This is a genomic window from Paenibacillus shunpengii (assembly GCF_042684905.1).
GTDB lineage: Bacteria > Bacillota > Bacilli > Paenibacillales > Paenibacillaceae > Paenibacillus > Paenibacillus shunpengii.
Map to the genome: position 1 here is coordinate 2,567,846 of NZ_JBHUMJ010000002.1, position 26,997 is coordinate 2,594,842.

General features: G+C 42.1%; 30 protein-coding genes and 1 pseudogene. 4 read left to right on the top strand and 27 right to left on the bottom strand.

Translation table 11 applies throughout. The annotated features are described in order from the left end of the window. Positions 1-2: 2 nt before the first annotated feature. From rbsD to ACFSVM_RS12005, 3 genes are read right to left on the bottom strand one after another with little or no spacing between them, the layout of a single operon-like run. Positions 3-398 carry a D-ribose pyranase gene (gene rbsD, locus ACFSVM_RS11995; RefSeq protein WP_076313724.1) on the bottom strand — a complete coding sequence of 132 codons (396 nt, stop codon included), beginning with the start codon at positions 396-398 and terminating at the stop codon, positions 3-5. Then, entirely contained in the window at positions 398-1,285 is an 888-nt protein-coding gene (gene rbsK, locus ACFSVM_RS12000) for a ribokinase (protein ID WP_076313723.1), read from the bottom strand. Before rbsK ends, rbsD begins: the two co-directional genes overlap by 1 nt. After that, on the bottom strand, positions 1,282-2,271 hold the full coding sequence (locus ACFSVM_RS12005) for a LacI family DNA-binding transcriptional regulator (protein WP_076313722.1): 990 nt from the start codon (positions 2,269-2,271) through the stop codon (positions 1,282-1,284). Before ACFSVM_RS12005 ends, rbsK begins: the two co-directional genes overlap by 4 nt. A 154-nt stretch (positions 2,272-2,425) precedes the next feature. On the opposite strand from ACFSVM_RS12005, the gene ACFSVM_RS12010 reads away from it, so the two are divergent. Beyond that, positions 2,426-3,451 carry a hypothetical protein gene (locus ACFSVM_RS12010; RefSeq protein WP_076313721.1) on the top strand — a complete coding sequence of 342 codons (1,026 nt, stop codon included), beginning with the start codon at positions 2,426-2,428 and terminating at the stop codon, positions 3,449-3,451. Between the two features lie 476 nt (positions 3,452-3,927). On the opposite strand, the pseudogene nasC reads toward ACFSVM_RS12010, so the two are convergent. Together nasC and nirB are read right to left on the bottom strand one after the other, a co-directional pair. After that, positions 3,928-6,060 (bottom strand): annotated as a pseudogene (nasC, locus tag ACFSVM_RS12015) (assimilatory nitrate reductase catalytic subunit NasC). Between the two features lie 66 nt (positions 6,061-6,126). Then, positions 6,127-8,148 carry a nitrite reductase large subunit NirB gene (nirB, locus tag ACFSVM_RS12020; RefSeq protein WP_379262320.1) on the bottom strand — a complete coding sequence of 674 codons (2,022 nt, stop codon included), beginning with the start codon at positions 8,146-8,148 and terminating at the stop codon, positions 6,127-6,129. A gap of 459 nt (positions 8,149-8,607) precedes the next feature. On the opposite strand from nirB, the gene ACFSVM_RS12025 reads away from it, so the two are divergent. Then, on the top strand, positions 8,608-9,840 hold the full coding sequence (locus tag ACFSVM_RS12025; protein WP_090724284.1) for a nitrate/nitrite transporter: 1,233 nt from the start codon (positions 8,608-8,610) through the stop codon (positions 9,838-9,840). Between the two features lie 97 nt (positions 9,841-9,937). On the opposite strand, the gene ACFSVM_RS12030 is transcribed toward ACFSVM_RS12025, so the two are convergent. The 10 genes from ACFSVM_RS12030 to ACFSVM_RS12075 form a co-directional block, all read right to left on the bottom strand. Beyond that, a complete protein-coding gene (locus tag ACFSVM_RS12030) occupies positions 9,938-10,360 on the bottom strand; it encodes a cupredoxin domain-containing protein (protein ID WP_076313717.1) in 423 nt (140 codons plus the stop codon). 265 nt (positions 10,361-10,625) lie between these two features. Further along, complete coding sequence (locus ACFSVM_RS12035) at positions 10,626-10,811, bottom strand: toxin-antitoxin system HicB family antitoxin (protein WP_090724283.1); 186 nt, start codon at positions 10,809-10,811, stop codon at positions 10,626-10,628. 18 nt (positions 10,812-10,829) lie between these two features. Further along, the gene (locus ACFSVM_RS12040; RefSeq protein WP_379262323.1) at positions 10,830-11,666 is read right to left on the bottom strand and encodes an SPFH domain-containing protein; all 837 of its coding nucleotides are present in this window, start codon (positions 11,664-11,666) and stop codon (positions 10,830-10,832) included. 165 nt (positions 11,667-11,831) lie between these two features. After that, a complete protein-coding gene (locus ACFSVM_RS12045) occupies positions 11,832-12,539 on the bottom strand; it encodes a Type 1 glutamine amidotransferase-like domain-containing protein (RefSeq protein WP_379262325.1) in 708 nt (235 codons plus the stop codon). 102 nt (positions 12,540-12,641) lie between these two features. Further along, positions 12,642-13,169 (bottom strand): GNAT family N-acetyltransferase, encoded by a 528-nt coding sequence (locus ACFSVM_RS12050; protein WP_379262327.1) that lies wholly within the window; start codon positions 13,167-13,169, stop codon positions 12,642-12,644. Positions 13,170-13,171: 2 nt separating this feature from the next. Further along, complete coding sequence (locus ACFSVM_RS12055) at positions 13,172-13,837, bottom strand: HAD family hydrolase (protein WP_379262329.1); 666 nt, start codon at positions 13,835-13,837, stop codon at positions 13,172-13,174. Positions 13,838-13,858: 21 nt separating this feature from the next. After that, positions 13,859-14,884: a phosphotransferase gene (locus ACFSVM_RS12060; RefSeq protein ID WP_076313712.1), complete on the bottom strand. Its 1,026-nt coding sequence runs from the start codon at positions 14,882-14,884 to the stop codon at positions 13,859-13,861. After that, positions 14,881-15,342 carry a DUF402 domain-containing protein gene (locus ACFSVM_RS12065; RefSeq protein ID WP_379262331.1) on the bottom strand — a complete coding sequence of 154 codons (462 nt, stop codon included), beginning with the start codon at positions 15,340-15,342 and terminating at the stop codon, positions 14,881-14,883. The genes ACFSVM_RS12060 and ACFSVM_RS12065 overlap by 4 nt, the downstream gene beginning before the upstream one ends. 19 nt (positions 15,343-15,361) lie before the next feature. Then, positions 15,362-15,889: a tunicamycin resistance protein gene (locus tag ACFSVM_RS12070; RefSeq protein ID WP_379262333.1), complete on the bottom strand. Its 528-nt coding sequence runs from the start codon at positions 15,887-15,889 to the stop codon at positions 15,362-15,364. A gap of 39 nt (positions 15,890-15,928) precedes the next feature. After that, positions 15,929-16,513, bottom strand: coding sequence for a GNAT family N-acetyltransferase (locus ACFSVM_RS12075; RefSeq protein WP_379262335.1), 585 nt, complete (start codon positions 16,511-16,513; stop codon positions 15,929-15,931). Positions 16,514-17,144: 631 nt separating this feature from the next. On the opposite strand from ACFSVM_RS12075, the gene ACFSVM_RS12080 reads away from it, so the two are divergent. Further along, positions 17,145-17,915, top strand: a complete 771-nt coding sequence (locus ACFSVM_RS12080) for an SDR family NAD(P)-dependent oxidoreductase (RefSeq protein ID WP_047910407.1) — start codon at positions 17,145-17,147, stop codon at positions 17,913-17,915. A gap of 50 nt (positions 17,916-17,965) precedes the next feature. Here ACFSVM_RS12080 and ACFSVM_RS12085 read toward each other — a convergent pair whose 3' ends face one another. The 11 genes from ACFSVM_RS12085 to ACFSVM_RS12135 all read right to left on the bottom strand — a co-directional run bounded on the left by ACFSVM_RS12085 (position 17,966) and on the right by ACFSVM_RS12135 (position 25,232). Beyond that, positions 17,966-18,574: a TetR/AcrR family transcriptional regulator gene (locus ACFSVM_RS12085; protein ID WP_379262338.1), complete on the bottom strand. Its 609-nt coding sequence runs from the start codon at positions 18,572-18,574 to the stop codon at positions 17,966-17,968. A 154-nt stretch (positions 18,575-18,728) separates the two neighbouring features. After that, the gene (locus ACFSVM_RS12090) at positions 18,729-19,346 is read right to left on the bottom strand and encodes an AAA family ATPase (protein ID WP_379262340.1); all 618 of its coding nucleotides are present in this window, start codon (positions 19,344-19,346) and stop codon (positions 18,729-18,731) included. Between the two features lie 157 nt (positions 19,347-19,503). Beyond that, complete coding sequence (locus ACFSVM_RS12095; RefSeq protein WP_379262342.1) at positions 19,504-19,887, bottom strand: DUF6508 domain-containing protein; 384 nt, start codon at positions 19,885-19,887, stop codon at positions 19,504-19,506. An 18-nt stretch (positions 19,888-19,905) separates the two neighbouring features. Continuing rightward, complete coding sequence (locus tag ACFSVM_RS12100; RefSeq protein ID WP_379262344.1) at positions 19,906-20,391, bottom strand: hypothetical protein; 486 nt, start codon at positions 20,389-20,391, stop codon at positions 19,906-19,908. Positions 20,392-20,423: 32 nt separating this feature from the next. Beyond that, positions 20,424-20,906 carry a GNAT family N-acetyltransferase gene (locus ACFSVM_RS12105; RefSeq protein ID WP_379262346.1) on the bottom strand — a complete coding sequence of 161 codons (483 nt, stop codon included), beginning with the start codon at positions 20,904-20,906 and terminating at the stop codon, positions 20,424-20,426. A 255-nt stretch (positions 20,907-21,161) separates the two neighbouring features. Continuing rightward, the gene (locus ACFSVM_RS12110; RefSeq protein WP_083655935.1) at positions 21,162-21,662 is read right to left on the bottom strand and encodes a hypothetical protein; all 501 of its coding nucleotides are present in this window, start codon (positions 21,660-21,662) and stop codon (positions 21,162-21,164) included. A 78-nt stretch (positions 21,663-21,740) separates the two neighbouring features. Then, on the bottom strand, positions 21,741-22,217 hold the full coding sequence (locus ACFSVM_RS12115) for an NUDIX hydrolase (protein WP_076313704.1): 477 nt from the start codon (positions 22,215-22,217) through the stop codon (positions 21,741-21,743). Between the two features lie 3 nt (positions 22,218-22,220). Further along, positions 22,221-22,541 carry a hypothetical protein gene (locus ACFSVM_RS12120; protein ID WP_379262349.1) on the bottom strand — a complete coding sequence of 107 codons (321 nt, stop codon included), beginning with the start codon at positions 22,539-22,541 and terminating at the stop codon, positions 22,221-22,223. Positions 22,542-22,768: 227 nt separating this feature from the next. Next, on the bottom strand, positions 22,769-23,434 hold the full coding sequence (locus ACFSVM_RS12125) for an MBL fold metallo-hydrolase (protein ID WP_379262351.1): 666 nt from the start codon (positions 23,432-23,434) through the stop codon (positions 22,769-22,771). 336 nt (positions 23,435-23,770) lie between these two features. Next, entirely contained in the window at positions 23,771-24,769 is a 999-nt protein-coding gene (locus ACFSVM_RS12130) for a phosphotransferase enzyme family protein (RefSeq protein WP_379262353.1), read from the bottom strand. Between the two features lie 223 nt (positions 24,770-24,992). After that, complete coding sequence (locus tag ACFSVM_RS12135; protein ID WP_379262355.1) at positions 24,993-25,232, bottom strand: DUF3977 family protein; 240 nt, start codon at positions 25,230-25,232, stop codon at positions 24,993-24,995. A gap of 296 nt (positions 25,233-25,528) precedes the next feature. On the opposite strand from ACFSVM_RS12135, the gene ACFSVM_RS12140 reads away from it, so the two are divergent. After that, positions 25,529-26,041, top strand: coding sequence for a hypothetical protein (locus tag ACFSVM_RS12140; protein ID WP_379262357.1), 513 nt, complete (start codon positions 25,529-25,531; stop codon positions 26,039-26,041). A 67-nt stretch (positions 26,042-26,108) separates the two neighbouring features. Here ACFSVM_RS12140 and ACFSVM_RS12145 read toward each other — a convergent pair whose 3' ends face one another. Next, positions 26,109-26,981 (bottom strand): serine/threonine protein kinase, encoded by an 873-nt coding sequence (locus tag ACFSVM_RS12145; RefSeq protein ID WP_379262991.1) that lies wholly within the window; start codon positions 26,979-26,981, stop codon positions 26,109-26,111. Between the last annotated feature and the right edge of the window lie 16 nt (positions 26,982-26,997).

The window sequence follows — 26,997 nt, forward strand, 5'->3', positions numbered from 1 at the left end:
TGTCAGAAGTACACACCGGACTGTAAGATGCAATTAGCATAAGGCTTTGCTTCCCCTGTGCGAATAATAACCTTAGCGTCTTGTGTTAGCTTCTTGAACTGCTCGTGCGAATGATATTCCACCGAATGATTTATAAACTTCTCTTGTATAAAATGGAGCGCTTCCACATTCTCCGATTTAATCTCTTCAGCCAGAATGACCTTCTCGATCTCCATATCTTCAGCAATCGCCTCTACTACTTCCATGAAGCTGGGTGTGCCCAGCTTTATGGAAAGGTCGATCTTATGAACACCTTCAGGCACAGGAAGTCCGATATCCGCTATCACAATTTGATCCGTGTGTCCTAAATCCGCAAGCACCTTGGTGATATGACTATTAATTATTCCTTGCTTCTTCATTACAGATTCGCCTCCACTTCATCTCGTGTCGGCATTCCGCCTTGTGCACCGAACTTCATGACAGACAGCGATGCCGCACGGTTGGCGAATTTAATACTATCCTGCAGTGATTTGCCTTCCGCCAGTGCAACGGCAAAGGCAGCATTGAAGGTATCACCTGCACCGGTTGTATCGACTGCTTCCACAGCATAACTTGGAACCAGAATCTCTTCGGCTCCATCATAGAAGCGGACTCCGTTTTTCCCTTCGGTAACAAGCAGCTTGTTCGGATACTTACGAAGGGAATCATGCACGCTTGCTCCGTCAAAGATGATCTTGGCTTCATGCTCATTCGGTGTAATATAGGCAGCCTTCTCAATGAGTTCATCGCTCACAGGCCGGGCAGGTGCCGGATTTAACATGAGCGGCACGCCAAGCTCACTGCACAGTGCTGCAACATGCTCCACTGTTTCCTCTGGAATCTCCTGTTGAATCAGCACGATATCCGAATTCTTGATCACTTCTACGGTCTGCTCTACATAAGCCGGTGTCACCTCATCGTTCGCTGCTTTCACAAAAACGATGCTGTTGTCACCTTCTGCCAAGATAATATGAGCCGTACCACTTTCCATATCTGTAACCGGTTCCACATAGTCGACAATGACTCCGTTTTGTTTAAAATTGTCCAAGATGATCTTGCCGTAATGGTCATCACCCACACGCCCGATCATCGTAACCTCAGCACCGAGTCTGGCTGCAGCGACTGCCTGGTTCGCTCCTTTGCCCCCCGGCACCGTCTTGAAGGATTCTCCAAGCACCGTTTCTCCTGCACCAGGGCGTTTACTAGACGTCACGACAAGGTCCATGGAGGAACTGCCAATGACCGTTACTTTTGCTTTTTTACTCATTTATTTCGCGCCACCTTTCGGGTTGTATTCCGTTCAATATACTCAACTGGAAACTGAATGTAGGCCTCCATATTATGTTTGTTATCGATTAAATTTATCAACAGCCGGGCTGCTGCTCTTCCCATCTCATATGCAGGTTGTCTAATGGTTGACAGTGCCGGTGATAACAATCCGCTGATCGGAATATCATCAAATCCGACGATCTGCACATCCTCTGGAACTCTTCTGCCTCGTCTTACGGCTTCATGAATCACTGCAATCGCTGCCAGATCATTACTTGCAATAATGCCGTCCGTAGAAGGATAAGTATCAAACAGATTCGTAGCCAGTCTATCTACGTTATGAAATGAAAAGCTAGAAGTCTGGATTACATGATAATCCATTCCCGCTTCTTTGAGAGCATCTAATGCTCCTTGGTATCGATCCTGAGCCGGTTTGACATGAGCAGGACCCTGCATCACCGTAACTTCTCTGCTGCCCCCGGCTATAATCGCTTCCGCGGCAAGTCTGCCTCCCTGCCATCCATCTGCATAAACCGAAGGTTTATCATGAGATGTCCGGTCTAGGAATACAACTGGCAGGCTAAAGGAAGCGTACGTATTCGTATCCGGATTATTTGTCAGCGTGATCACGCCGACCACATTATTTTGAGTAAACGTTTGCAAGTATTCCAGCTCTTTCTGTTCATTCTCATCACTGTTTCCAATAATAATACGGTAATCATTCTCCCGCATTTCATCCTCCACACCTCTTGCGATCTGAGGGAAGTAAGGATTCGTGATATCAGGAATAAGCAGTCCGATCAGCTTCGACTTACGTTTATATAAAGATCTCGCAACTTCATTCGGTGAATAATTCAATGCCAGGATGGCATCCTCTACTTTCTTGCGTGTATCCTCATGAACATATCCTGCGCTATTGAGTACCCGGGACACCGTGGCCACCGATACGCCTGCTTGACGCGCTACATCTTTAATTGTTGCCATCTCTGTCACCTCGACTATGTGTAACCGGTTACAGGTATAAGATAACATAGTTACTCACATGTTGCAAGCTCAAAATGAACACCTATATTCTGTCTTATTATTTCATGGTAAGATGGAAGTAAGCTTTAAGTTTATGGATAGGAGGTACAACGCCATGGGATTATTTAAAAAGATCACTTCCCTATTTGGTACAAATGAGCACAAGCCTAATCCGAAGAAGAGAATTGAAGCACCTGAATTTATCTACTCGCATAACCTTCCCGAGCAACTAGGAATCATGTCATCTGTCCATTCACTGAACAGATTGGCTGCTCGTCTTGAGGATGCATTAAACGATACATATATGAATCAGGTGAGAGACCGAGTCATGTCCAAGCATCGTTATACAGCCGAGAAATATAACTGGATGCTGCTTGAACTTAAGCGATACTTTATTCTCTGCGCTGTACTCAAAAATGTGCCGATGTACAGTAATGATACGGACGTCATTTGGCATGAAATGCTAATGTTTACACGAGACTATGAGGACTTTTGCCGAAAATTCACCGGTGATTTCATCCACCATCAGCCGCATAGTGTACAGCCAAGCGAAGCTGAACGTATCAGTGAGAGAGCCTGGTACGATCTCCTATACAGTCGTCTCTTTATAATCTTTCCAGAGAACGAGCAATTATCCAGACCTTTCTTCAAGCAGCCTATAGAGGAAGGGATCCTCAGGAGAATAGAGCATGATCCGAACGATGAAGTGATAACCGCAAGACTTAGGGTAACAAATGATCTCGATGTGAAGCAGCTTCAGGAGGAGCTGCTGCTTACACTTAGCCATCAGATCAGAGAAGCTCACCTGCAATTGGATGATTTGTTAAGACAAGATACGTTGTCTGTAAAAAACCAACAGAAGACTTCACCGAATGTGTTACGAAGCAATGCAGCGATGGACCCTATCCTCTCTATCCTGCTCATATCTACGTCTACTTCTTACTTATTCGAGGAGGCTCCACCTTCTGAGGAAGAGCTTCGTAAAGCGCAAGATACCAGCGGTGGCGGCGGATGTTCCGGCTTCCACTCGAATGAACATGAACGGTCCGATTCAAATGCTTCTGACTCTTCACCAAGTGATACATCGGATGGAGGCTCATCGTGCGGAGGTTCTTCCTGTGGCGGCGGATGCAGCAGCTGAATTCTGCAGCTGAATTCTGCAGATACACATTTCTTTATTCTGATATAGGCATCTATGTGAATGTATATAGGAGTGGTGAGATGATTGGAAATCTAGATAAGTTACTCTTTGTTCTCTGGCGAAGGATCTTTTCTCGATACACAATTAGTATCTACATGTCACACAATCAAGAACACTTCCAGAAAATCATTTATAAGCTAAACAGCCATCAGGTTGATTATAGGACACAAATAACAGATACCGGCTCCTCTGGAGTCAGTTTGGGCGGATTCTCCGCACAGTATGAAATCTTCGTAAAAAAAAGCGACATACATTTAGCTGAAAAAGTGATTAACCATTAAATAGAGCTTTACTCCATTAAATCTGTTCTCTAGAATCAAAGGCTCCTCTCAGCGGAATGCTGGAAGGAGCCTTTGATATTTTTATAAATGAGCTTCGTTATAGAACCATACTAATCAAGATGATTCACATTCGTGTTAATAGCTCATTTCGATTCGCACCGCTGTCGTCTTAAATCCCGGCATTTTACAAAAAGGGTCCAGCTCGCCGCGTGTGGCTCGATTCACATTTTGGACCCCTCCCCAGTGCATTGGTACAAATAAGGTATCCTTTCGGATCTGCTCATTGAAACGGCACCGAACCTGGAACTCTCCGTATCGAGAGGTGATTCTTACCCAGCTCTGTTCCTTAATCATATAGTGACGTGCCGTATCGGGATGAATCTCGACGAAGTTTTCGACCTGACGCGAAGCAAGTCCTGGACTCAGTCTTGTCTGTACTCCTGTCAGATAATGAGACAGTACCCGGCCATTCGTCAGCATAAGAGGATATTCCTTGGACAATCTTTCCTTAACCATTTCACTTTCTTCTGCTGTAAATACAGCTCTGCCATCAGCATGTGCAAATCGCTCTTCAAAAATTCTGCCGGCTCCCTCTTCGTCTTCCGCAGGACAAGGCCAGTACACTCCTTCTTCCCTCCGCAGACGATCATAAGTGATGCCATAATAATCGGCAATACCACCCTTACTGGCGATTCGAAGCTCATTGAATATTTCCTCTGCCGAGGTATAGTCAAAGTATTTGCCTTTACCAAGAGCTGCTGCAAGCTCCCGAAGAATCTCCCAATCATGCCTGCAATTCCCGGGCGGCGGCGTCACCGCTTCACGCAGGAGTACCCGCCCTTCCAGATTCGTGAGCGTACCCGTGTTCTCTATATATGAGCTTACGGGAAGAACAACATCCGCTAAGCGTGCCGTTTCGGATAGGAACATATCTGCCACCGCCAAGAAAGGAACCTTCTCCAGTGCTTCTTCGACGAGTGTAGCGTTAGGATTCGAAACAATGGGATTCGAGCCCATCACAAACAGCGCTTCAATTGCCTCTGTATGAACGAGCTCCATCATTTCGTAAGCAGATACTCCCTTTCTAGGAATTTCATCAGGTTCAACGCCCCACACAGAAGCGATGTAATTACGGTCCTGCTCATCCTCAATGGAGCGATATCCAGGAAGCTGATCAGCCTTTTGACCATGCTCTCTGCCTCCCTGACCATTCCCTTGTCCTGTGATCGCTCCGTACCCGCAGCCTTGTCGGCCGATCTTCCCTGTCGCTAGCAGCAAATTAATAAAATGCCTGACCGCGAGATGTCCATCTGTCTGCTACTCCACGCCTCTCGCCGTTAGTACCATACCTGTCTTCGCCTTACCGAACATATCAGCAGCAAGCTTCAAATTCTCCTCAGATACACCCGTATTATCCGTAATATACTTCCAATCCAGCTTATCAAGATATGCCGTCAATTGTTCATAGCCGTTTGTTCTGTTTGCAATAAACGCTTCATCCAAGAGCCCCTGCTCCCTCAGCCATTTTAGCATTCCATCAGCAAGCAGCATATCCATTCCCGGACGAACAGCGAGATGAAGATCAGCCATAGCAGCTGTCGATGTTCTGCGCGGATCAATCACAATAATCACCGCACCTTTTTCTTGAGCTCTAGTAAAGTACGGCATAAGTGTAGGCTGACACTCTGCAATATTGGTACCGGCGAGTATGATACATTTTGCATCCTCAATATCAGATAAAGGAAAGGTAAGGCCCCGATCCATTCCAAATACCTTAGCACCCGCGGATGCAGCAGCAGACATACAAAACCGTCCATTGTAGTCGATGTATTTAGTGCCGATGCCAATCCGCGCAAATTTCCCGAGCATGTAGGCTGTCTCATTGGTCAGTGATCCGCCGCCGTATACGCCGACAGCATTGCTTGGCAGCGACTGTATCTTGCCTGCAATGTACTGAATCGCTTCCTCCCAGGTAGCTTCCGTCAGTTCCCCATCCTTTTTGATTAACGGAGACGTAATTCGTCTGGCACTTGTCGTATGCTGGTGCGCATTCATGCCCTTGACGCATATTCTTCCTTCGGAAGCTTTGTTCAGCGTTCCTTTGGATTCTGTTACGTACTGAAATACGCGGGTTGTCGATTTAGAGACATCCTCACGGGATTCTATCGTAACCTCCGCTTTGCACTGCACACTGCAGAATGGGCATTGGGTTGTTGCATGATGAATTGCACCGGGCAGTACTGAAGCAGCTTCTTGATTATGATTCATCACTTCTGAAGAGCCTGCTATTTTCATGCTGAGTTCCACTCCTTTTTATCACCACATCTATATCGTTCAAGCAAATTCCAGCAGCTTATACTCCAGCTCCATAACGCGTTCTCGAATGCTCCCAATCCCTGTGCGCTCCACCCATTCCCACGTTTTCTCGTTGAACCAGCCCTCGGTGCTGTAGAGCTCCACAGTGTATTGAGCAGCACGTATTGCCCCTTCTCTCGTGTCAGTGATACTTAAGAGCTGTCCCTCTGTTACAGGATGCCTTGCATGACCTCCTACGTAGATTTCGTATCCAGCGGGGCACGCTTGAATAGCAATATCATGCAGCAAGATCCCGAACACGGACTCAGCTTCCTCTGAGGCAGCAGCATAGATTGAAGCTGGAACCTGCTGCTCAGCGCACCAGCTTATAAATTCATCAAATGTATCTATCGGTAATGAGCGATGCTTAGCTCCTTGCGATCGGTTTCGCTGTATGTAGTATGCAATCGTTTCTTCACAGGTCCGGCACCCCTCTTCTTGATCTGCAGTTAAATCAAGTAACTCTCGTACTTCTGCTGACGATTTAACACCTGTCGTACGAATGAGATGTATCAGCTCCTCGTGCCCGGTAGACATGCAGGAGCAGATGCTGTGATCTGTTACAGATTCCTGCTCCGCACCGCTGGCTGGCATCGAAGCACCTGACAGCGTTACCTTCACCAGCGCCTCCAGCATGGGCCTGCACCCGCCGCATGATCCGGATGCCTTCGTCTTCTGCTTCACTTCATCCGCAGTCGTAAGACCATCCTTCTCCATTACCTTCACAATCGCTGATTTGGACACTTGGTTGCAGGCACATACCGTCTCGCCTCCCGGCATCGCAGCAACAAGAGCTTCCATCCGGTTCTCACCAGCTGATGCAGGCTTCATTGCCGCAAGCTCAGTGGCGTCTGCTTGACGTTTGATATATCCTAGCATGGTCTGGGATTCGGTTGTATCTCCATATAAAATAGCACCAGCAAGCTTACCGTCACGCATCGTCACTTTTTTATATTTGAACTGCAGCCGGTCATACTCCTGAACTGCTATACCGATATCCGGTCCAATCTCCCCAACAGAGAATAGCTCGACACCGGACACCTTCAGCTTGGAATAGGGAATTGAGCCTTGATATGCTTCGGTTTCCATATGGCACAGCTTACGTGCCAGAACTCTCGCCTGATCGTACAGCGGTGCAACCAGTCCATAACAGATTCCCTGATGCTCGGCACATTCTCCGACCGCATAGATATACTTATCACTTGTCTGCATGTAATCATCAACAATAATCCCGCGACTCACGGCAAGTCCGCTGTCTCTCCCAATGTCTACATTAGGGCTGATTCCCACGGCAAAAACAATCAGATCCGCCATCAGCTTGTTTCCATTGGCAAGCCGAATTCCCTTAGCCCGGCCGTCTCCAATGATTTGCACCGTTTGCTGACCAAGTCGGAATTTCATTCCTTGCGCTTCCAGCTCCGTCTGCAGCAGTCCTGCAGACATCGGATCCAGCTGTCTATTCATCAAGTACGCTGCATTGTGTATCACTTCGGTCTCCATCCCCAGGTTCAGCAGTCCTCTTGCAGCTTCCAGTCCCAGCAGCCCTCCGCCAATAACAATGGCTTTCTTAAACTTCTTGGCATAATCCATCATAAGAAGACAATCATCCATGCTTCGAAAAGCAATAACACCTTCCTGATCACTTCCCGGGATCGGTGGTATAAAGGCTGATGAACCTGTCGCAATCAGAAGATCATCATAAGACAGCTTCATTCCAGAGGAAGTTTCTATCCTTTTTTTCTTCCGATGAATCCGTGTGACCTTCTCTCCCGTGTAAAGTTTGATCCCGTTCTGTTCGTACCAGGTCCAGTCATGAATAATAATATCTCCAAATGAAGTTCCGCCCTGAAGCACTTTGGACAATTCGATCCGATTATAGTTCGGCCTCGGCTCTGCGCCAATTACCGTTATTTCATAAAGTCCACGATTCAGTTGAATAATCTCCTCTATACATTTCATGCCGGCCATTCCGTTTCCAACGACAACCAACTGCTTCTTCATCTAGTATTCCTCCATCCCATGCCTATCTCTGTAGAGAAACCACGATCTTTATATGAGTGAAAAAGAACAAAAAAGCCCCTTTTTCAAAAAAAGAAAAAGGGGCTGCGCTGCCTCACGAAACAGCACTCCGTTGTGCTGAACTTATATATAAGAGAATATAGGATACCCGATTCTATGTCAATATTTTTAACACAAAATGCTTTCATACGATTACTTTCATTTTTTTCAATAAATTGCGTTAAGTATCTTGACATATCGAAAATCAATTTCTATAATTCAGTGTACAGTCATCCAAACAGAATACATAGCGATTCACAATGAAGTGAATCATATGTCACGGCAATGAGGCCGCAGCTCGAACCCTTTAAGTAAGGGGCGAATTGCGGCTATTTTTGATGCAGTTGAGATCCCTCTTCATGATGGATCTGATCTATTTAAAGATAAAAGGGAGAGATTAGGATGGAGAAAAAAAGTTTCTGGAAAAGCGGGCATAACCCCACACTCTTCGGTGCATTTTTCTATTTCGACATCAGTTTTATGATCTGGGGCTTGATTGGTCCGCTTAGTGTTGTCATTGCAGGAGATTACCCGATGGATGCAGCCCAAAAAGCAAATCTGGTTGCACTTCCGGTATTAAGCGGCTCCATACTTCGACTGCTCTTCGGGTATCTGACCGACCACATTGGTCCCAAGCTTACTGCGCAGATCGGGATGATCGTCACCTTGATTCCTTTAATTCTCGGCTGGCAATGGGTCAGCTCACTCGATCAGCTGTATGTTGTTGCACTGCTCCTTGGTGTAGCTGGCGCTTCCTTTGCTGCAGCACTTCCACTGGCGAGCCAGTGGTATCCAAAAGAGCACCAAGGTCTGGCCATGGGAATTGCCGGAGCAGGTAATAGTGGAACCGTACTTGCCACTCTATTTGCCAACCGACTTGCTACACATTTCGGAAGCTGGGAAGTCGTATTCGGACTCGCCATGATTCCCATCATCATCGTCTTTATCCTCTTTACGATCTTTGCCAAGAACAGCCCGAATCGCCCTGCTCCTAAGACCTTTGCGCAATATGCCCATGTCTTAAAACAAAAAGACGCACTGATTCTCTGTTTATTTTATTGTGTTACCTTCGGTGGATTTGTCGGTCTATCCAATTACTTAACGATCTTCTTCAATACGCAATATGGCCTATCTGCTGTACAGGCAGCCGATATTGCAACATTCTGTATTATTGCGGGCAGCTTCTTCCGTCCAGTCGGAGGCATGCTCTCTGACCGCTTCGGAGGAACACGTATTCTAACATTCCTCTATGCAGGAGCTGCTCTCATGCTGGTAGGTGTTTCATTCCTGCCTCCACTCCCAGTCGTCGTTGTGCTCTTGTTCATCGGCATGATGTGCCTTGGTGCCGGTAACGGTTCGGTGTTTCAGCTCGTTCCGCTTCGGTTCGGCGCTGAGATTGGTCTCATGACAGGAATTGTCGGTGCGGCCGGAGGATTAGGTGGGTATGCGCTGCCGCTTCTCCTCGGAAACCTATACAAATCGGTTGGAAGCTACACCCCTGGATTCTTGATTCTAAGCGTCGTCGCTGCAGCTGCTTGTATTCTGGTCATTGCCATGAGTCTGCAATGGAGAAAAACATGGCTGCAGAAGCAGGGCAAGAAGTCCGCTGCCATAGCTGCTGAACTCAATGCATAAATTATAAAACATGTACCACAACCAAAACGATCATTAAGCTGCAAAAAAGAAGCAGTATTTTATCTTAAAGGATAAGATACTGCTTCTTGCTATCTTATTATTTAACCGTCAGCGTGCCAAAGGTCATATACATTCCGCAATTAAAGTTATAAGTCCCCGGCTCGAGTGTTGTATCCACGGTATAATAATTGTCGCCTTTCTGCAAATATTGAAGCATATCAATATCCTCTGAGACAAGGCTGGTAATATGAGTAAGGTTCGTCACTTTCTTAAAGTTAATCTTCGTTGGTACACCTTGCTTCACTTCGATGTGACTAGGAGAGAAGCCCTTATCATTAATTTCGACGGTTACGATCTCATAATTGCTTAGATCCTCTTCTTCTTGCACGGTCTGACCTCTATCCAGTGCAGATGGAACCATGCTGTTACCTTGGAAGAATAAGATTAAACCACCTATAACAAGTACGCCCGCAAGTCCCAGTGCCAGGAACGGCCACCATTTTACTAACTTTTTGTTCATAACTAAACAAGTCCCCTCGAGAAATATCTAAAGTAATATATTTATATCTTAAGCATAAACCATCTTTTCAATGAACTATATGACTCTTTGTAGCTATTTCATTACATTGTTTTGTCAAAAATATAAACATTATGTGAATGAAGTCTTGAAATGAGGAAAAGAGCAGCGTCATCTAAAGACAGCTCCTCTTCTTCCTATTCCATATTATATACGTTAGTGTCAAGACTTAACCTAACTGATGTTAAATCTTGATGTGATGCTCTTATCACTCTTCGTTATTGTTAGTAATCCGCTTGGGGCCGGGTAGTCTCCCCGCATCTCTTAGAGCTTCTCTTAACAGAAACTCAATATGACCATTTACGCTTCGGAATTCATCAGCTGCCCAGCGCTCCAAAGCCTCATACGTAGCCTGGTCGAGGCGGAGAGGGAAGCTCTTCTTCTTACCTGCCATTAATGCGGATGCCTCTCATTAATAAAGTGAGCTGGTGTTAATGACCGGCTGGGCAGAACGATCAGAAACGACAGCAACAAGCAGATTATTAATCATCGCAGCTTTGCGTTCCTCGTCAAGTTCAACAGCTCCTTCTTTCTCAAGCCGTTCAATTGCAAGCTGTACCATCGTGACCGCACCTTCTACAATTTTCTCCCGAGCGGAGATAATAGCAGACGCCTGTTGTCTTTGCAGCATCGCGCTTGCAATCTCTGTAGAGTACGCCAGATGTGTCAAGCGGGATTCACGCACGTTAACTCCTGCAATTTCCAGACGAGCCTGCAGCTCATTCGTGAGCTCCATGGCGATCTCCTCCGCATTGCTTCGCAGAGAGAATCCAGCTCCGTCAAGATTATCATATGCATATTTACTGGCCACATGGCGCAGTGCGGTCTCACTCTGAATTTCAACGAAGGATTCATAATCATCAACCTCAAACAACGCCTTCGCGGAATCCACGACGGAGAAGACAACCACAGCTTCAATCTCAATCGGATTCCCTTCCACATCATTTACTTTGAGCATCGAGCTGTTGAAGTTACGGACACGAAGCGATACCTTCTTCTGTGCCGAGAGCGGAATGGTCATATAAAACCCACTGTCGCGGATAACCCCCATATACTTACCGAAAAATGTAAGCACCATCGCTTGATTCGGCTGAACAACCGTCATCCCCGTAGCCAGCAAGACAGCAATGACAGCAAGAATGGAGCCTGCAACATAACCGCCTGTTTCATCTGTGGTAAAGGCATAGACTCCGGCAGCAAGGAGCACAACAACAACAAGCAGACCTACGAATCCGTTTACACGAAACACCTTTTTCTCCTGGAACAATAAACATCACCACATCTTTCTACAATATTGTTTTGATATATTCATGATATCACTTTTTACTTTAATTGTAAACCAAACTTTATAAATTAATACATTGTTGAACAAATGAACATAAAAAAAGCCCATCTCATGGATGGACTCCCTATGTTATACTCGTTCCCCCAGAAATACGACATTCAGGGCTTGCTCATCCACTTCTTGCTGGTCGTTAATGGACACATAGTGGGACTTGGCACCAATTCTAGAGCTGACTGTTCTTAATAACACATCATCTGCAAAATGCAGCGCAGCCCCGTCATCCACACCATACCCTGGCTTCATCGCTCCTTCCGAAATGAGCTTGTGGTAGCCAGGCCTTCTATTGACCTCACCGTCATAATGCGGGCAGTGGCTCCCTTCTAAGAGGCCTAAGCCATTCAGCTTATATACCGAAGCATTTAACGGATCGGTGAGTCCCTCTTCAAACCAGCAAATAGATCCTGCACTAAGCCCTGCGAGAATAACTCCTTTTTCATAAGCAGAATGAAGAATTCGATCCAGCCCCCACTCCTTCCAGAGGACGAGCATATTACGAGTGCTTCCCCCACCAACATAGACAATATCTTGATCAAGCACATAACTCTCCAAGTCTTGAAAATTAGGCCGAAAGAGAGAAAGATGAACAGGTGTACAATTCAATGTGCTAAACGCATGATAGAAACGCTCGACATAGTTATCAGCATCTCCGCTGGCCGTAGGGATAAAACATACTTTTGGTGAAGCTGTTCCTGCCTGCTCTAATATGTACTTATCCAGCAGTAGGTTGTCCGGTTCCATTGAAAAACCGCCTCCGCCCATCGCAATAATTTGTTTCATCCACTCACCTCTTATTCATTATGTTGTCGTCCGTAAATGTTAGAAAACGTCCCACTCATGTTAGATTACGTCATTTTATTAAGTACTTCTCTGCTCTATCATTTAAAGCTTAATCTTCATATGAATATCCTTTGGTTCCTTGTTAAACAGCTCTTCATCGATTTCTTTAGATAAATGACTTCCATTACTCTGATAAAAAGAAACGGCTGACCTGGTCTCCGTTGACGAGATGTACAGAGCGGCAGCACCCCTGGACCTGGCCTCTTCTGAGAGCCGATCCAACAGCTGAGTCCCAATGCCTTGTCTCCTGTATTGTCTTGACACATACATAAGATCCACTTGTAGTTGATCCTGTCGAACGCCTCTAGGCTTGTGGGCAAGCACTCCGAATCCGACCAAGATATCGCCTGCAAATGCACCAACGGCCATTCCGCCTTTTTCAAGCTCGTAGATGAACCTTTCCTCCATTTCACGCAGCAAATCGTCGTCCCAGTTCGGACACTCGTGATCCATCTTAATCTCAACTAGCTGATCATTGTCCATTTCGTATATGAGCTCAATATGCTCGGAGCGATCAATCTCCTTCAATTGATGTACATCCGCAGGGGTAAGTTCGCGATAAGTAATCATGATCATCCTCCATGGTGATTTAAAGATAAGAAATCGCTTAATTCCTCCACACTTTTTACATAGTGGGTGGGCTGCTCAGAGGTCAACTCTTCCTCGCTTCCGTATCCAAATCCCACAGCAATGGAGGCAATATGTTGATGGTGAGCACCGATAATGTCATGTTTACGATCACCAATCATTACCGTTTGATCTGGATCCAAATTGTAATTCTCCATGAGATATCCGATAATTTCAACTTTGGCAGATCGTGCTCCGTCCAGCTCGCTTCCGCATATGTATTCAAAATAGGTGCTGAGCTCGTAATGCTCCAATATTTGCTTCGCATATACTTCCGGCTTGGAAGTCGCAATAAACAACCGCATCAGTGGGTCGCAGCTTAAACGTTCGAGCATCTCTCTAACTCCAGGAAATACAGCATTCTCGAAGAGTCCGGTAACACTAAAATATTCTCGATAATAATCAACAGCAGCTTCAATCTGTGCCTCATCAAATTGATAAAAATCTTTGAAGGAAACGCGCAGCGGCGGCCCTATGAATTTGTTCAGCTCTTCCAAGCTGGCAACAGAAATATTCATTTTACCCAGCGCATGTTGAACCGACTTCGTAATTCCCAGCTTCGGATCAGTCAATGTGCCGTCCAGATCAAACAATAGGTTAGTGTATGGCATCTCTATTCTCCTTTTTTACACTCATGTATTAAACTCATGTTTCAACACTTCCTCAAAGGAAGGAATGAATTCGATAAAGTTCTGGATTCCTTTGAGCGTTAATAGAACCTGCTCCTCTCCTAGCTGTTGTTCCTGTGCATCCCTGCATTCCATATACAAAGATCTTTTTAAGTTATACTCCAGCCAATCCAGCTTCCCTATCAATCCATTATACAGCACAGCCCGCCAGTCTATCTCTATTGAAACCGGCTGCTTCTTGTATCCTCTCATGAACGCTGTAAATTTTTCAGGAATCATTCGTCCCTGTGTATCTACACACCAATAGAGTAATGTCTCCGTCATATCCTGCCATTGATTTATGTAACCCGCTGCTTCCCAATCAATAATTACAGGTAGATCGTCATGCCACATTATATTCTTTGGATCTAAATCTCGATGGCTTATAATCCGATCCACTGTACTTAATACCTTAACTGAAGCCACTGCTTGAGCATTCGACTCATACAGTAGATCCATATTTTCTTCTAACAGGTTAGCCCAAACCGCGTTAGCGATCCTTCCTTTGTCTAAATAATAGTTCCAATTAATAATGGCAGCTTCGTGTGAAGCATGATCAACAACACCTATAACCGCAAAATCAACAGCATGAATCCTTGCCAGCAAATCCCCAACGATCTCACAATGAGTCAGTCGTATTTGATCTAGGCTCAAGCTTCCACCTTCAATCCATTTAAATATGAGATAAAAGTTAGATCCAACCAGATGAATAGACTCGTCATCGACTGAGATCGCCGGCAATGCAGATATTTGATTCATTGCAGCCATTCTAGCAATACGTTCGGCATTTTTGTAATTCTGAAGTGCTGTGGGCCTCTGCATTATTTCTGGATTTAACATCTTGATGGCATATGTTCCGCGGTCAGTAACAATTGAATACATCTTGTGCAGCAATCCACCAGTAACCTGCTCTGGTGTTCCTGCAACTATGCCCAGCTTTAATCTGGTGCATAATTCCTGAATTTGTACAAAATCCTTTGAATCAATCATCGGCAGTTGTCCTCTTCACCCATATTTACTTTGCAAAGCTCTTCAATCTGTTTTGGCGGGAACACTTTTCCTCTATGAAGATAATTTTCAAGAAACATTTGAACTTGAGTCAAGTGTTTGTTCATATCCTTCATATCGATTAGACCTTGGCTAACCGCATCTGCATATTCTTCTAGGTCGATTAATCTATAAGTCGGTCCATTGCCTTCTACAACTATATCTATGTATAAATCTGTTAGTACCATCTCAGCGTCATTCAATTTAATATCTATCAAATCAACATACCATTCGTTTGTCCATCCCCATGGTTCATGCATTATTTTGACTCCTTCAAGGATAAGAATATAATGGCGAATAACTTTACGGGATAGCTCATCATAGCGGTCAAAGAATGCAACCTCGCTTGTTCCATATCCTTGAAACTCACCTAATCGGGAAATGACAGTGAGTGGTTTCAATCTAACCCCTCCTAACAATTCATTGTAATTCAATTTGCTTCAGTATGTACTGCGTGATTTCATCTGCATTGAGTTTTTCGGAATCAATATGTTCTGAGAATACACTGGCTTGAAGAGCACTCAAGCATTTTTCGGTCTGCTGAAACTGCCATCCCCCTACGGTATCCCCTCGAATGGTCAGCCTCTCATGGATCGAAGCCTTAGAAGCCATTAGAGTGAAATGGTATACTTTATCCAGCTTCTCAAACGCATCCTTAATGTAATTAAAATTGTATGGTTTATACAGCGTCATTGGAACAATCAGGTTCCTGTTATATTTGAGCTTGACCATCTTAGCGACTTCCACGACAAGCACTCTCCACAAGTCCAAATCTTGAAAATCCCCGCTTCGCTCGTGCTCCTGTCTCATCAAATCAGGTATTAACTCTCTCAATAAATAACCAGACAGCTCGGGATCTACGATCATACTGTTAGGAATAAGCTTGGCTAAATTCTCTGCTTGCGTCGTCTTTCCTGACCCAAATGCCCCATTGATCATAACGATCATTGTTATTTCCTCCTGTTGTTGATATCAGAATTTGAGAACTTATAAAGTAGAACTATTGTTAACGCTATCAAAATCATCCCTTAAAATGGCATACATTCTTTGATCCACGAACTCGCCCTTCATTTTCAGCTGACCTCTTAGTATCCCTTCCCATTTCATACCCAGCTTCTCCATCGCACGCGCGGAACCCGCATTATTATAACTGCATCTACCCTCAATACGATTAAAGCCCAAGTGCGTAAAGCCATACTCGATGATCAGACGGGTCGCTTCCGTAATTATACCTTGATTCCAATACAGACGCGAAAGGGCAAATCCAATCTCAGTTCTCTCGTGTGCCAAATCCCACTGAATAAATCCTGTTCTGCCGATCAGCTTATTTTTGGCTTTATCAATAATGCCCCAGTGATATGCTTCTTTCTCGCTATATTTTTGGATTAAACGACTAATAAATGCCCTAGAATCTGTAATCGATTGATGCTTGTCCCACAAGGTATACGTAGCAACAGCTGGATCAGATGCCAGCTCATAGTAAGCCTCTGTATCATCCATTGTTATTTTTCTTAATAACAGCTTACTCGTTTCAAACTCCGGTTCAGTTTCGAATAGCTGATCGACGTTCACGTTCAGTTCCCTCCACTTCTCTGATCTGCAAAGATGTTAATTTCTAACTCATTTAATACTTCAATTGCTTCTCTTACAGGCAGTTTGGGCAACCGAAATTCCTCATCCACCACTCGTATTAGTTGTTGTGAGGATCTCAAGTACTTAATCTCGGTTTCTCCATTACTATATTAAACGCTAAATTTATTGTTCACTAGTTTGATATAATTGACACCTTATATTCCTATCTTTATTTTGATGATAATAGAGTAATTTGCTTACATTTTCAAAAGGGAACGCATTCAAATGTGCCAGGCATATCTGTTCTAGATATTTGTAGGACGGTTTCTGTAACGGGAGATTAAGTATTGATAAATAACGGGTCACTTGATCGCATAATAAGAACAACACAAAAATAAACACTTTACTATGCATCTGTTCGTTATCTTACATATTACCTAACATAATCATCACAACTGTTTCATGTATTGCTTAAGCAACAAAAGCGCTTTCATTTGCTGATTGAGCTTCAGTAGCATTTCAAATTATACTAATACCGTAACACGTAGGGTTAGGAAATTCGACATTCTACAAGAATGGAATACACCACTTTTATACCTTATTGATGTATTAATAGAAAGGATGTTTGAACATGGGAAGATTAACAGGTAAAGTAGCGATCATTACAGGAGCAGCTAGCGGCATGGGTCTTGCTGGAGCCCAACTTTTTGCAAGAGAAGGAGCAAAGGTGGTAGCTACTGACGTCGTCCAAGACGTCCTGCAAGAAAAAGTAAACGAAATCATCGCTTCAGGAGGAGATGCCGTAGCACTTAAACTCGATGTATCAAATCCTGAATCATGGAATGTCGTTGTGGAAGAAACGATCGCTAAATATGGAAAGATCGATATTCTAGTGAACAATGCCGGTATTCATATTGCTAAAGGCATTCTCGATGCTGAAGTAACCGATTGGAATAAGGTTATGGACATTAACACTTCTGGTGTATGGCTCGGTATGAAAGCTGTCATTCCACACATGCAAAAGAACGGGAAGGGTTCTATTGTAAATACCTCTTCGATTGCAGGAATTATTGGCGGTATCGCCGACGCACAAGGTGCTGCATACAGTGCTTCTAAAGGCGCAGTCCGTTCATTGACGAAGCATGCAGCTCAATGGTTCGGAAAAGATAACATCCGTGTTAATTCTGTTCACCCGGGAGCTATTTTCACTGGAATGGTTGAGAAGGCCGGCATTAAATCACAAGTAGAGATGGGTGAGAACTACAAGAATTTGGCACCCCTCCCTCCTCATGCAGGGGAAGCTATGGATATTGCTCATGCTTACTTGTTCCTTGCTTCCGATGAAGCCAAATTCATCACTGGCGTAGAATTACCTGTCGATGGCGGCTGGACAAGCAACTGATAAATAAAGCTATGTAATAGCTTCGGTGATGAACAACCGAAGCTATTACTTTATGCCTCACTAAAATTTGTATGATATGTTTCATTCGAACGATTAAGCCTTGTCAATTCCAGCAGCTGCTCAGCCATATACGCAGGATTATATTTATAATTACTTTGCACCCATTCTGTAATAATTCCCAGGACAGCGTTGGCCTGATAGCAGGCCATGAGTTCTTTATCAATCGCTGGGTTAGGAGAAATTATCGTTACATCCTCCATATATAAACTTTTTAGCGCTTCGTATATGCGAGTATGATACTCCGGCAATATACTTGTTTTCACTAATAAAGTATAGAAGGAACGAAATTGCTGTACATGATCGAAAATTTTAATGGCTGACGGATCTAGGCTTTGTATATTAAAGTTCTGATAATTCATATAAGGGCTCCGATACGCATAGATCAGATCAGATAGAACATCCTCAAAAACTTCCTCCAACAGCTCCTCTTTACAGGAGTAATGCTTGTAAAAAGTACCTCTATTTAATTCTGCTGAAATTACAATGTCCGTTATTGTAATTTCATTGAATGATTTGAATAACATCCACTTCAGCAGAGCCTCTTTTAATGCCTGTTTGGTCTTAGTCACTCTCCGATCAACTGGCTGCGTTTTAATCATAACCATTCCCCTTTAATTATCTAACAGATTTACCAAAGAAGCGTTCTAGTTTTTGTTCAATCTATTAAGAGATACATTTATTATACTATTAGAGGAAAAATAATAAAACGAGAGTAGTTCCATACTAAAAGTAATTCTGAATAATAATCTGTATTCATGCGTCTGCGTCATGTTCTTGCAATTTTCCGCCTGCTTTATCCATTAAAGATGACAAATTTAGAGTGCTTAGATCAATAATGCCATGGATGGTCTTATGAATTTCATCAGGATGAGTTACATGAAACAAATAATTTGCTTCTCCTTCGGATGGTAATACCACGTCAGTATTCTCTGTCTCAGCTTGCTGTCGGTGAAGGACCTCTTTAAAAGAGGATGCACTTCTAAATATCGCTGTATCCCGCTGACTACGAGCAACTCGCTCCTCAAGGACATGATCCGGAGGATCTAAATGAACAATGACGCTGATAAATCCACCTTTATGAAATCTGGATAGCAAATCTAAACGACTCTTATAGCTCCGATTTGAATTGCATAAAATGAGATGATAGTCTGTCTGCTCTACCGCATAATCTACAATGGTTTGAGTGAGCGCGAATTTAATATGGTTAGGTCCATGTTCAGGCAGCAAGCTTCTATAGTATGTATTGATAAATGCTGCATGATTATCCTGATCGATGACGAGTGAGGGATGGAGCTCTTGCTCCAAAGCTCGGGCAAACGTCGTTTTTCCACTATGTGTCTTACCTACGGTGATAATAACTAACCTGCTCACAATATGCCTCCTCCCTTTTTCTCTCTTATATCCATTTTATTACAGAAAAAACTCTCTTTAAATGCTAGAATCTCAAATCTGATTATGTCTTTAATCTCAACATCCGAGCATGATAACCGAATCAAACTCGTCTATCGGTCTTATGAAACATCTTTTCTTAGTGTTCTTTGATTCTACGCAGTATATGCGTGATATGTCCTTTAATTATGGCATGTATAAACAACCCTTCATTGAATCGATCACCACGGATGTAGCTGGTCATTAATTTTCTAAGGGCTTCCATATCTAACTTCATAATGTGGTCTTGAATATCGTGTTCCACATTTCTATAAATCTCCTGTTCACTGATCCACGCTGTCCAATCAAAAACCATGAGAAATCCGGTACGATCCAATTCTTTGCGGAACCTTAACACTTCTTCGCTTTCAAGCAGATACCCATTTTTCTCAGTGAAAAAAATAGAGTCTGGGTCTTCAAAATAAGGAAGATACTCTACCAATATATTTATTTCTTTACTCGTTATTACGGCATCGTATGGCATATGATCATATCCCTTTCATTATAGCCGGATCAATTCATTTATTTTTGCTGAGAAGCTGTCCCAATCTCCAGAGTACCCTACTTGCATACCCCATCCGACTGACCTAAGTTTATTTCTGAGTTCTACAAGTTCATTCATATCACTAGCAGTTAAATCTGTATTAGGATATCCGGAATACGTCGGAAACTGTGAAAAATAACGGGAAAGATTCCACAAATCTTCTTCCTGCTCTTCTGAGATCAAGGCCAATGCTTTACCGGTATCCATTAACGTATCAATATCCTCATTGATATCCTCTATTTTTTCAATTACGGTGTCCGCTTCTGACCAATCCTTCTCTATTTGGTAACCAATTGAGTCCTCTAACTGAATTAATTCATGCTGAAGATTGAAGGACATGCCAGAATAGACATCCTCCAAATGATCCGACCTTGAATAAATGTAAGCAATCAAGCCTAGATTTAATAAAACAGAAATGATGATAACAATGTTTTTAATTTTCATGTTTATCCTTTCTTTCTCCGTTTTATAAAATTTCAAATAAGCTCTTTGTGCATATGTATCGTTATCAATCTCTCATTTCCAAAGTTCATTAATTTAATATCGAACGGTTTGAAGCCTTGCTTGGTGTAAAAAGCTAAACCTCTCGAGTTCGTGCTGTGACATGCTAATCGTACCGTATGATACCCCAAGTTGTATTTAGCCTTGCTCAGCATGACTTCAATTAAATACGGAGCTGCTCCTTGACCTCTATAAATAGGCGAGACAATAACGTTACCCAGCCAGCAAATACTTTCGTCCGAATTATCTCTATAAATATTGGCATAGCCAACCACTTCGCTAGTTCTTTGATCCAGTACTACCGTTAGCTCTAACCGACCTTCAGATATTTGAAGTATTTGCGAGGGTGTTAGTGGATACGTGAATTTGGGACTTACATATTTTAATTCTTTTTCAGTTTGCGGAAATGAACTGATGATCTCAAGATCCTGCTCTTCCAGACTTCGATGAACATACATACCATTCACTCCTTTTCACTTAATGGCTACAAAGACTTATGAAAACTCAAGGGGCAGTCAAATTGTTGGAATCGGATTACCGCTCGCTAGCCATGGCTTCAATCGTTTCGTGAGCAAGCCCCCTAATTCTCTCTAGTCGATTATTTGCTGATGCCTCACACATCACACGTTCACTCCTGTTTAACCACCCCTGACTACAAATAGTTCAGACTGGATTTGAATATGTATCCTGAGAGCCATTTTTTCTCATCCTAATTATAAATACTTATATATATCCATATTGTTCTCAAGGACGATTAACTTCTCTTTATAAGAAAACTCCTGTATAAATTGCGATAACTTTGTATCATTGTAATTTCTATTCCAGTCAATTAGTTTATATATCCCTTCCTTCGTTTCCTTCTTTTTACTTGGCAGTTCACCCGCTAATCGTTTGTAATATCGATCCCAGATCCTCCTTTCTTGCAATTCTAAGGAAGGCTTTAATACGAATATTTTGTCTGCAGTAGATAAGCTTGGTTCAACCCATTTAATGTAGACTCCTTCAAGTATCCACTGATCGAACTGTAGTACTCTTTCAAGCTTCCTTCTCCTAACATCCTCTGGAGTCTTAACCCCATAATGTTCACTAGAATTATCCCAAAAGATATCATCCAGATCGTAGTGTCGTATATTTAACTCCTTTTGCAAAAGATTAGCAATATGAGACTTACCGCTTCCTGCACCACCAATGATATGAATTCGAATGATAATCACCTCCTGAATATTTTCTTTTCACATAACGCACCACGGATCTCTCTTCGATATTTCTTAGTATTCAATAATATCTTCCTGCTATTGTCGATTTATTATATGTTGAATTTCATTCTTTTCTTTTAACTTCAATAACTGGCTCTTCAAAATTCGAGGATATACATTCAACTGCTCCAATTGATCGATAGTAAACCATTGAAATATTAATTTCCCGCCTTCTTCAATGCCTATGAATTGATCCTGAATCTCTGTAATTTCATGTCCCTCAGGAAAATCAATCAAATAATAGAAGCCAATCTCATGAAACAATTTGCCATCATACTCAAAAAAGTCCTCGTTAACAAATAACAGTCCTTTGATTTTAACTTTGATACCCAGCTCTTCTTCCATTTCTCTACTAATCGTCTGATCTGTAGATTCGTTAAATTCTACCCTGCCACCAGGTAAATTCCAGAAGTCATCTGTGAGAGTCGTATGTAAAAGTATTCTATTTTGATGAACAGCGATACCAGCAACCCTAAAATTAAATTTAATGTTGTTTTGCTCAAATGTGATCATACACTACCTCTTTTCATTCAAAATTTGACTTAATATCTCTTTCATCGTTTCTTCCGGTTCTCGATCTTCGGTATATACGATTTGCTTGGCCAGCTTATAATTCGATTCATGGTCAACAAAATGTCGGTTGAAATCAAGCCCCGACCGTTCACATAGAATTAGCGCTGACTTCTCACGATTCTGTGAAGGAATTAACAAGAAGACAAAAGGTTCACTTAACATTGCTTTCTCAACTTTCCCAAATGACTCTGGGTCTTCATAGACAGAATGACCTGCTCCAAAATCAATAATATGATCTCTGTATTCCTCAAGGACCCTGACCACCAAGTGAGCTTCAAACGATTTCCAATATTTATATTTCTCCCTAATTCAGCAATTGTTGATTTCCCTGTACTAATGGGACCTATAAATATGATATTTGACATTCAAATCTCCTCTAAGCCTAAAATGATATTTGCTCTGCCTCTGCCTTATATGGGTATATACTGCATAGATTCATAACCACCAGGCCTAGATATTTCTTATCCAAGGCTGGTGGCTGCCAACTTCTTTTATTTCGATATCAATATTTGATCATTTACAAAGGCTTTCAGGAAGAAAAGCTCGTCACCCTGAGGACTTCTAAGATTATTTTGTTCAAAACACTCAATCGCATGATCCAATGATATGGATTTCACAGCTCTATTGCACGAGGTGAGTTGATTCCAGAATACGTTCATCTCATCCAGATCACAAATGGATTCATGGCCGAGCAGAAAATGATTTGCATCATACTTTTGGATATCTTCGATCATAGGTAGTAATTGAGAGGCTTTATAATGAAATATAGCATCCGTAGTCGTCCCATACACACTATCACCTAGAAAAATAGTCTTATCATCGGGGACATAAACGATTGTAGAATCATCCGTGTGCGTACTTCTAATCCGTTCAAGAATACAGACCTTATTCCCCAGATCAACAGTTAGAGATTCTTCGAACACTAAATCGGGAGAGCTTAATTTAAATTGATCTCTCTCCGGTATTTCTTGCTGAATTATTTCCATACACTGCGAAGTTATTTTATTAGACTCTACATACTCTTGGAGTGAACGATCATCATAGGAATACTTTCGCCAAACATCCATTTTTTGATGGGTTAAGCTATTCACAATAACCGTCGTATTGAATTCATTCATCCCTAAGAAATGATCCCAATGGGCATGAGTGATAACCAAGTATTTGATAGGCGGTACATCTAAATGTTCAAATTTCCTTCAAAAATTGTCTAGCATGTACAGCGGAGTTCCCACCATCGACCACGAGGCTATACTTTTCTCCACAAATTAACCCCAATGTTGGTCTTTCTTTATCATTTTGATTAGATAGATAATAGATGGATTCACTTAATTTATTCAGCATGTCCATTCTCCTCTTCGATTGATTCTAAACCTAACAAGAGAAAATTCACATGCTATTTCACATTTAGATTCTCTCATTTTATTTCGTTACCAATGGAAGCACCTCACTTTTCATATTAAATACCGCTGGCTACAAATTTATCACATTCTCTACTAGCCGCTAATGGCTTGATTTTGTACGACAATTCCTTGAGCTTCACACCAATTCCGTAAGAACTTAATATGTTCATTAAAATAATGATCATTTTGCCAAGCTCCCCATATCGGTGCATTACCTGTATGAAGACCCATTAGCCAAATATCTCTGATCGCTACGAATAAAGGAATAGCGCTGAGTTCCGTACTATACAGGGGTTTGATCCTTTGATAGGAGTTAATAAATAATGTCCAATTCTTGTTCTCAAAAGCATCCTTCTCTTTATGCATCACTTTGTTCCAAAGATACACCGAAACGTCATACGATCGGTATCCATAGCCACAGCAATCAAAGTCAAACTGCGTCAGCGTATCTTCATGAAAATGTACATTTCCTCCATGGAGATCGCCATGACATACACCCCACTCAAGGTCATGTGATAATTCTTCAATTCGACTTCGAAGTACCACTGATAACGTTTCCAAATAATTAAAGTCCTCAGGTCTGTGTGATAAAAAAGGACGAATATTCTGTAACGGCTCATCCAAAAGATGATTCAAATCAATCTCAAATCTGGTATGTTCACTTTTAAACTCATCCATAGCAAGATGCATTCGAGCTACCTCTTCACCAAACCATTCACTTTTATCTTCTGCTTCAGAATATTCACCTTCTGCGTATGTAAATAGCACCATGTAACGCAAACCTTCGGGTGCCTGTAAATCATACAGATATTCGTTATTTTTTGTTGGTACCGGGGAAGAAACGGATATTCCCTTTCCTTTCAAATCAATCAGAAGCTCCACCTCGAACAAAATATCTGCTTTGGTGCGCCAATGGGCTTTGTATATCCTCAGAACATATTGTTCTCTTGGAGTTTTCACTAAATATGTATCATTTAATCCGTTTACTAGAAAGCGACACTCCTTCACTTCCCCAATTGGATACAACTCATTCACCAGATCTAGTAACGAATTTGAGGAAACTACTGAGTGGTTATAAGTTACTTTCATCATATCTTGTGATCCTCCGTCTCATTGATACATTATGTATTGCAACCTGACTCGTAAAGAATCATACCATATTTTTACTGGTAATATTTGATTATAACCAAACTTTTGTTCGGGTACGATCAATACGGAAATGAATTGAAAATAACCCTGTCTTAGATAGGTCATTCTACCTTAGGCGGGTCATTATATCCATATATAATTGAAACGACTCAATATCGAATCTTTATTAAATCCCATAAAACCCAACTAACAATTTAAGTTTTTTCTTTCCCTTCCCTACCCACTTTATTCCTTCCTTTGAATCTATTATCAGTACTTTCTTGCCTATCCAAATTCGAATATATACCGATTTCAGCTTGAATGGTCTCGTAAAGCCCTTGATTTCACTTTCCGATCCATCCTCATGCTCAAATTCGGTTCGGATGAACCATCGATTGCCGATTCCGATTTCGGTAAACTTCTTCAACCTAATCAGCCTCCAAATTAAATACAGTTTATCTTATATAGTTTCTTACAGAGTTAGGACTCACAATACTTCTAATAAGGGATGAATTATATTAGTAAAAATTGTCTTTTATTACTTATTAATATATGGTACGCTCCATTTGTTATTCTGGATAATGAATCTTGAATAACAAATGAACAGGGGGATATTGATGAAGAAAAAAGAAGGTAATAACACATACATTTCACAGGATTTTTTAGAGGATATAGTGTCACTGGAAAATCACTCCTTCGCGGAAAGGAGCTTCTTAAACTGTTATGAGTAAAAAAAAATACGCTATAATCATTGTTTTAGTCGTTATAGTTCTTCTTCTACTATCGATTATTTTTCTAAACGGATATAATCAGTCAAAAAACGAGGCTAAAGCCTACTATAACGGATTTATTTTAAGTCTCCAATCGCTGGATCGGTCCTTAGCTCTTATTGAGGAAAGCGGAGAACCTGATGAAATTTCTCCACTGATGGTTGATGTTATAGCTTATATTAATATGGTGTGTGATCGATTAGATCTTTTTGAACAAAAAAATACAAATAACTTTCTCGAACTTGCTAATCTGGATAATGAGTTTCACATACTAAATCATCAATATATAGGCCTGGTAAGAAATCAAGTTTCAAATCCAGACGAATCCAACATCCAAACGAATGCTGAGTTAAGAGAACAAGTCCGTTTATTAATGGACGAATTACCGAAAGAGCTCAACAATACAAGAGATTTTTCTCAGGAATTTGACAGAGTGGCTAAAGAGTTCAGACCATTCATTAATTAAGAGCTAAAACTAACTACCCTCCATGTGAAATTAAACTCCTTTGGAGGGTTATTTGGTGCTTTTCAAATTACGAATTCACCACTTCATTCCAAGCCTTATAAAACTCTTTTACAGAGCTGTACCTCTTGCGCCTGTCCTGACTAGTTGCTTTCCGCGCCACCTTATACAGTGCTTCACTTACATCCCAACTCTCAAAGGATCGATCAAGCTCACCGCCCAATAACACAAATGCCGTTGCTCCCATGGTATACACATTGGTTCGACTATCAATCTCTGCACCGAGTTCAAATTCTTCTGGAGACATGAATCTGGATGATCCCCATAATCTTCCCATCTGATTGTAAAATGGTTTCTTTTCATAGTAATCAATATCACAAATTCTAGTTTCATCATTCACAAAATCATATAGAACACTTCCATCATAGAAATCAATGGCGGAATAGCCTTTTTCCTCTGCAAAAACATGAAAGTCAAAGATGCAATTTAATGACCGAAGTCTTTTCTCGATGGATAAATGCTTGAACCTATAGTACGGAGAATCAGGATCTGTATATTTGGCTGGAGGAGGATAAGCCCAGTGAGAGTGAAGGCATTCGCCATCAAACCATTTAAATATTGCCACATAGCCTGAAGCTACTTCAAAATGGTCGATAAGCTCCACTAGGACCGGATGTTTTAGCTCCTTATACAACGAGGCAGCTTCCACCAATTTAGCGACTGCATACTGAGGGTCTCCTTCGTATTCCATCGTCCGGGCTCCGGCAAATTTTACAAACCGCTTCTCTCCTGCCTGCTCTACCCCAAAGCTAATATTACCTGAATCCTGCTGATCAAACACCGCAAATACAGTTCCAAGCTGACTAAGCCAGCTCAAATCAATAGGTTCCTTAAGGTAAAAGGTAACCTGATCTATTTGATAGACGATAGGGCTGCTCATTATTCTCTCCCCCTGTTCG

Coding starts and splice junctions, on each gene's coding strand:
- ACFSVM_RS12010 (WP_076313721.1), top strand. CDS start 2,426: ATGGGATTATTTAAAAAGATCACTTCCCTATTTGGTACAAATGAGCAC.
- ACFSVM_RS12045 (WP_379262325.1), bottom strand. CDS start 12,539: ATGAAACAAATTATTGCGATGGGCGGAGGCGGTTTTTCAATGGAACCG.
- ACFSVM_RS12140 (WP_379262357.1), top strand. CDS start 25,529: ATGAGTAAAAAAAAATACGCTATAATCATTGTTTTAGTCGTTATAGTT.
- ACFSVM_RS12100 (WP_379262344.1), bottom strand. CDS start 20,391: ATGAAAATTAAAAACATTGTTATCATCATTTCTGTTTTATTAAATCTA.
- ACFSVM_RS12095 (WP_379262342.1), bottom strand. CDS start 19,887: ATGCCATACGATGCCGTAATAACGAGTAAAGAAATAAATATATTGGTA.
- nirB (WP_379262320.1), bottom strand. CDS start 8,148: ATGAAGAAGCAGTTGGTTGTCGTTGGAAACGGAATGGCCGGCATGAAA.
- ACFSVM_RS12115 (WP_076313704.1), bottom strand. CDS start 22,217: ATGATCACATTTGAGCAAAACAACATTAAATTTAATTTTAGGGTTGCT.
- ACFSVM_RS12070 (WP_379262333.1), bottom strand. CDS start 15,889: ATGATCGTTATGATCAATGGGGCATTTGGGTCAGGAAAGACGACGCAA.
- ACFSVM_RS12025 (WP_090724284.1), top strand. CDS start 8,608: ATGGAGAAAAAAAGTTTCTGGAAAAGCGGGCATAACCCCACACTCTTC.
- ACFSVM_RS12030 (WP_076313717.1), bottom strand. CDS start 10,360: ATGAACAAAAAGTTAGTAAAATGGTGGCCGTTCCTGGCACTGGGACTT.
- ACFSVM_RS12035 (WP_090724283.1), bottom strand. CDS start 10,811: ATGGCAGGTAAGAAGAAGAGCTTCCCTCTCCGCCTCGACCAGGCTACG.
- ACFSVM_RS12005 (WP_076313722.1), bottom strand. CDS start 2,271: ATGGCAACAATTAAAGATGTAGCGCGTCAAGCAGGCGTATCGGTGGCC.
- ACFSVM_RS12080 (WP_047910407.1), top strand. CDS start 17,145: ATGGGAAGATTAACAGGTAAAGTAGCGATCATTACAGGAGCAGCTAGC.
- ACFSVM_RS12130 (WP_379262353.1), bottom strand. CDS start 24,769: ATGATGAAAGTAACTTATAACCACTCAGTAGTTTCCTCAAATTCGTTA.
- rbsK (WP_076313723.1), bottom strand. CDS start 1,285: ATGAGTAAAAAAGCAAAAGTAACGGTCATTGGCAGTTCCTCCATGGAC.
- ACFSVM_RS12060 (WP_076313712.1), bottom strand. CDS start 14,884: ATGATTGATTCAAAGGATTTTGTACAAATTCAGGAATTATGCACCAGA.
- ACFSVM_RS12085 (WP_379262338.1), bottom strand. CDS start 18,574: ATGATTAAAACGCAGCCAGTTGATCGGAGAGTGACTAAGACCAAACAG.
- ACFSVM_RS12105 (WP_379262346.1), bottom strand. CDS start 20,906: ATGTATGTTCATCGAAGTCTGGAAGAGCAGGATCTTGAGATCATCAGT.
- ACFSVM_RS12050 (WP_379262327.1), bottom strand. CDS start 13,169: ATGATTACTTATCGCGAACTTACCCCTGCGGATGTACATCAATTGAAG.
- rbsD (WP_076313724.1), bottom strand. CDS start 398: ATGAAGAAGCAAGGAATAATTAATAGTCATATCACCAAGGTGCTTGCG.
- ACFSVM_RS12055 (WP_379262329.1), bottom strand. CDS start 13,837: ATGCCATACACTAACCTATTGTTTGATCTGGACGGCACATTGACTGAT.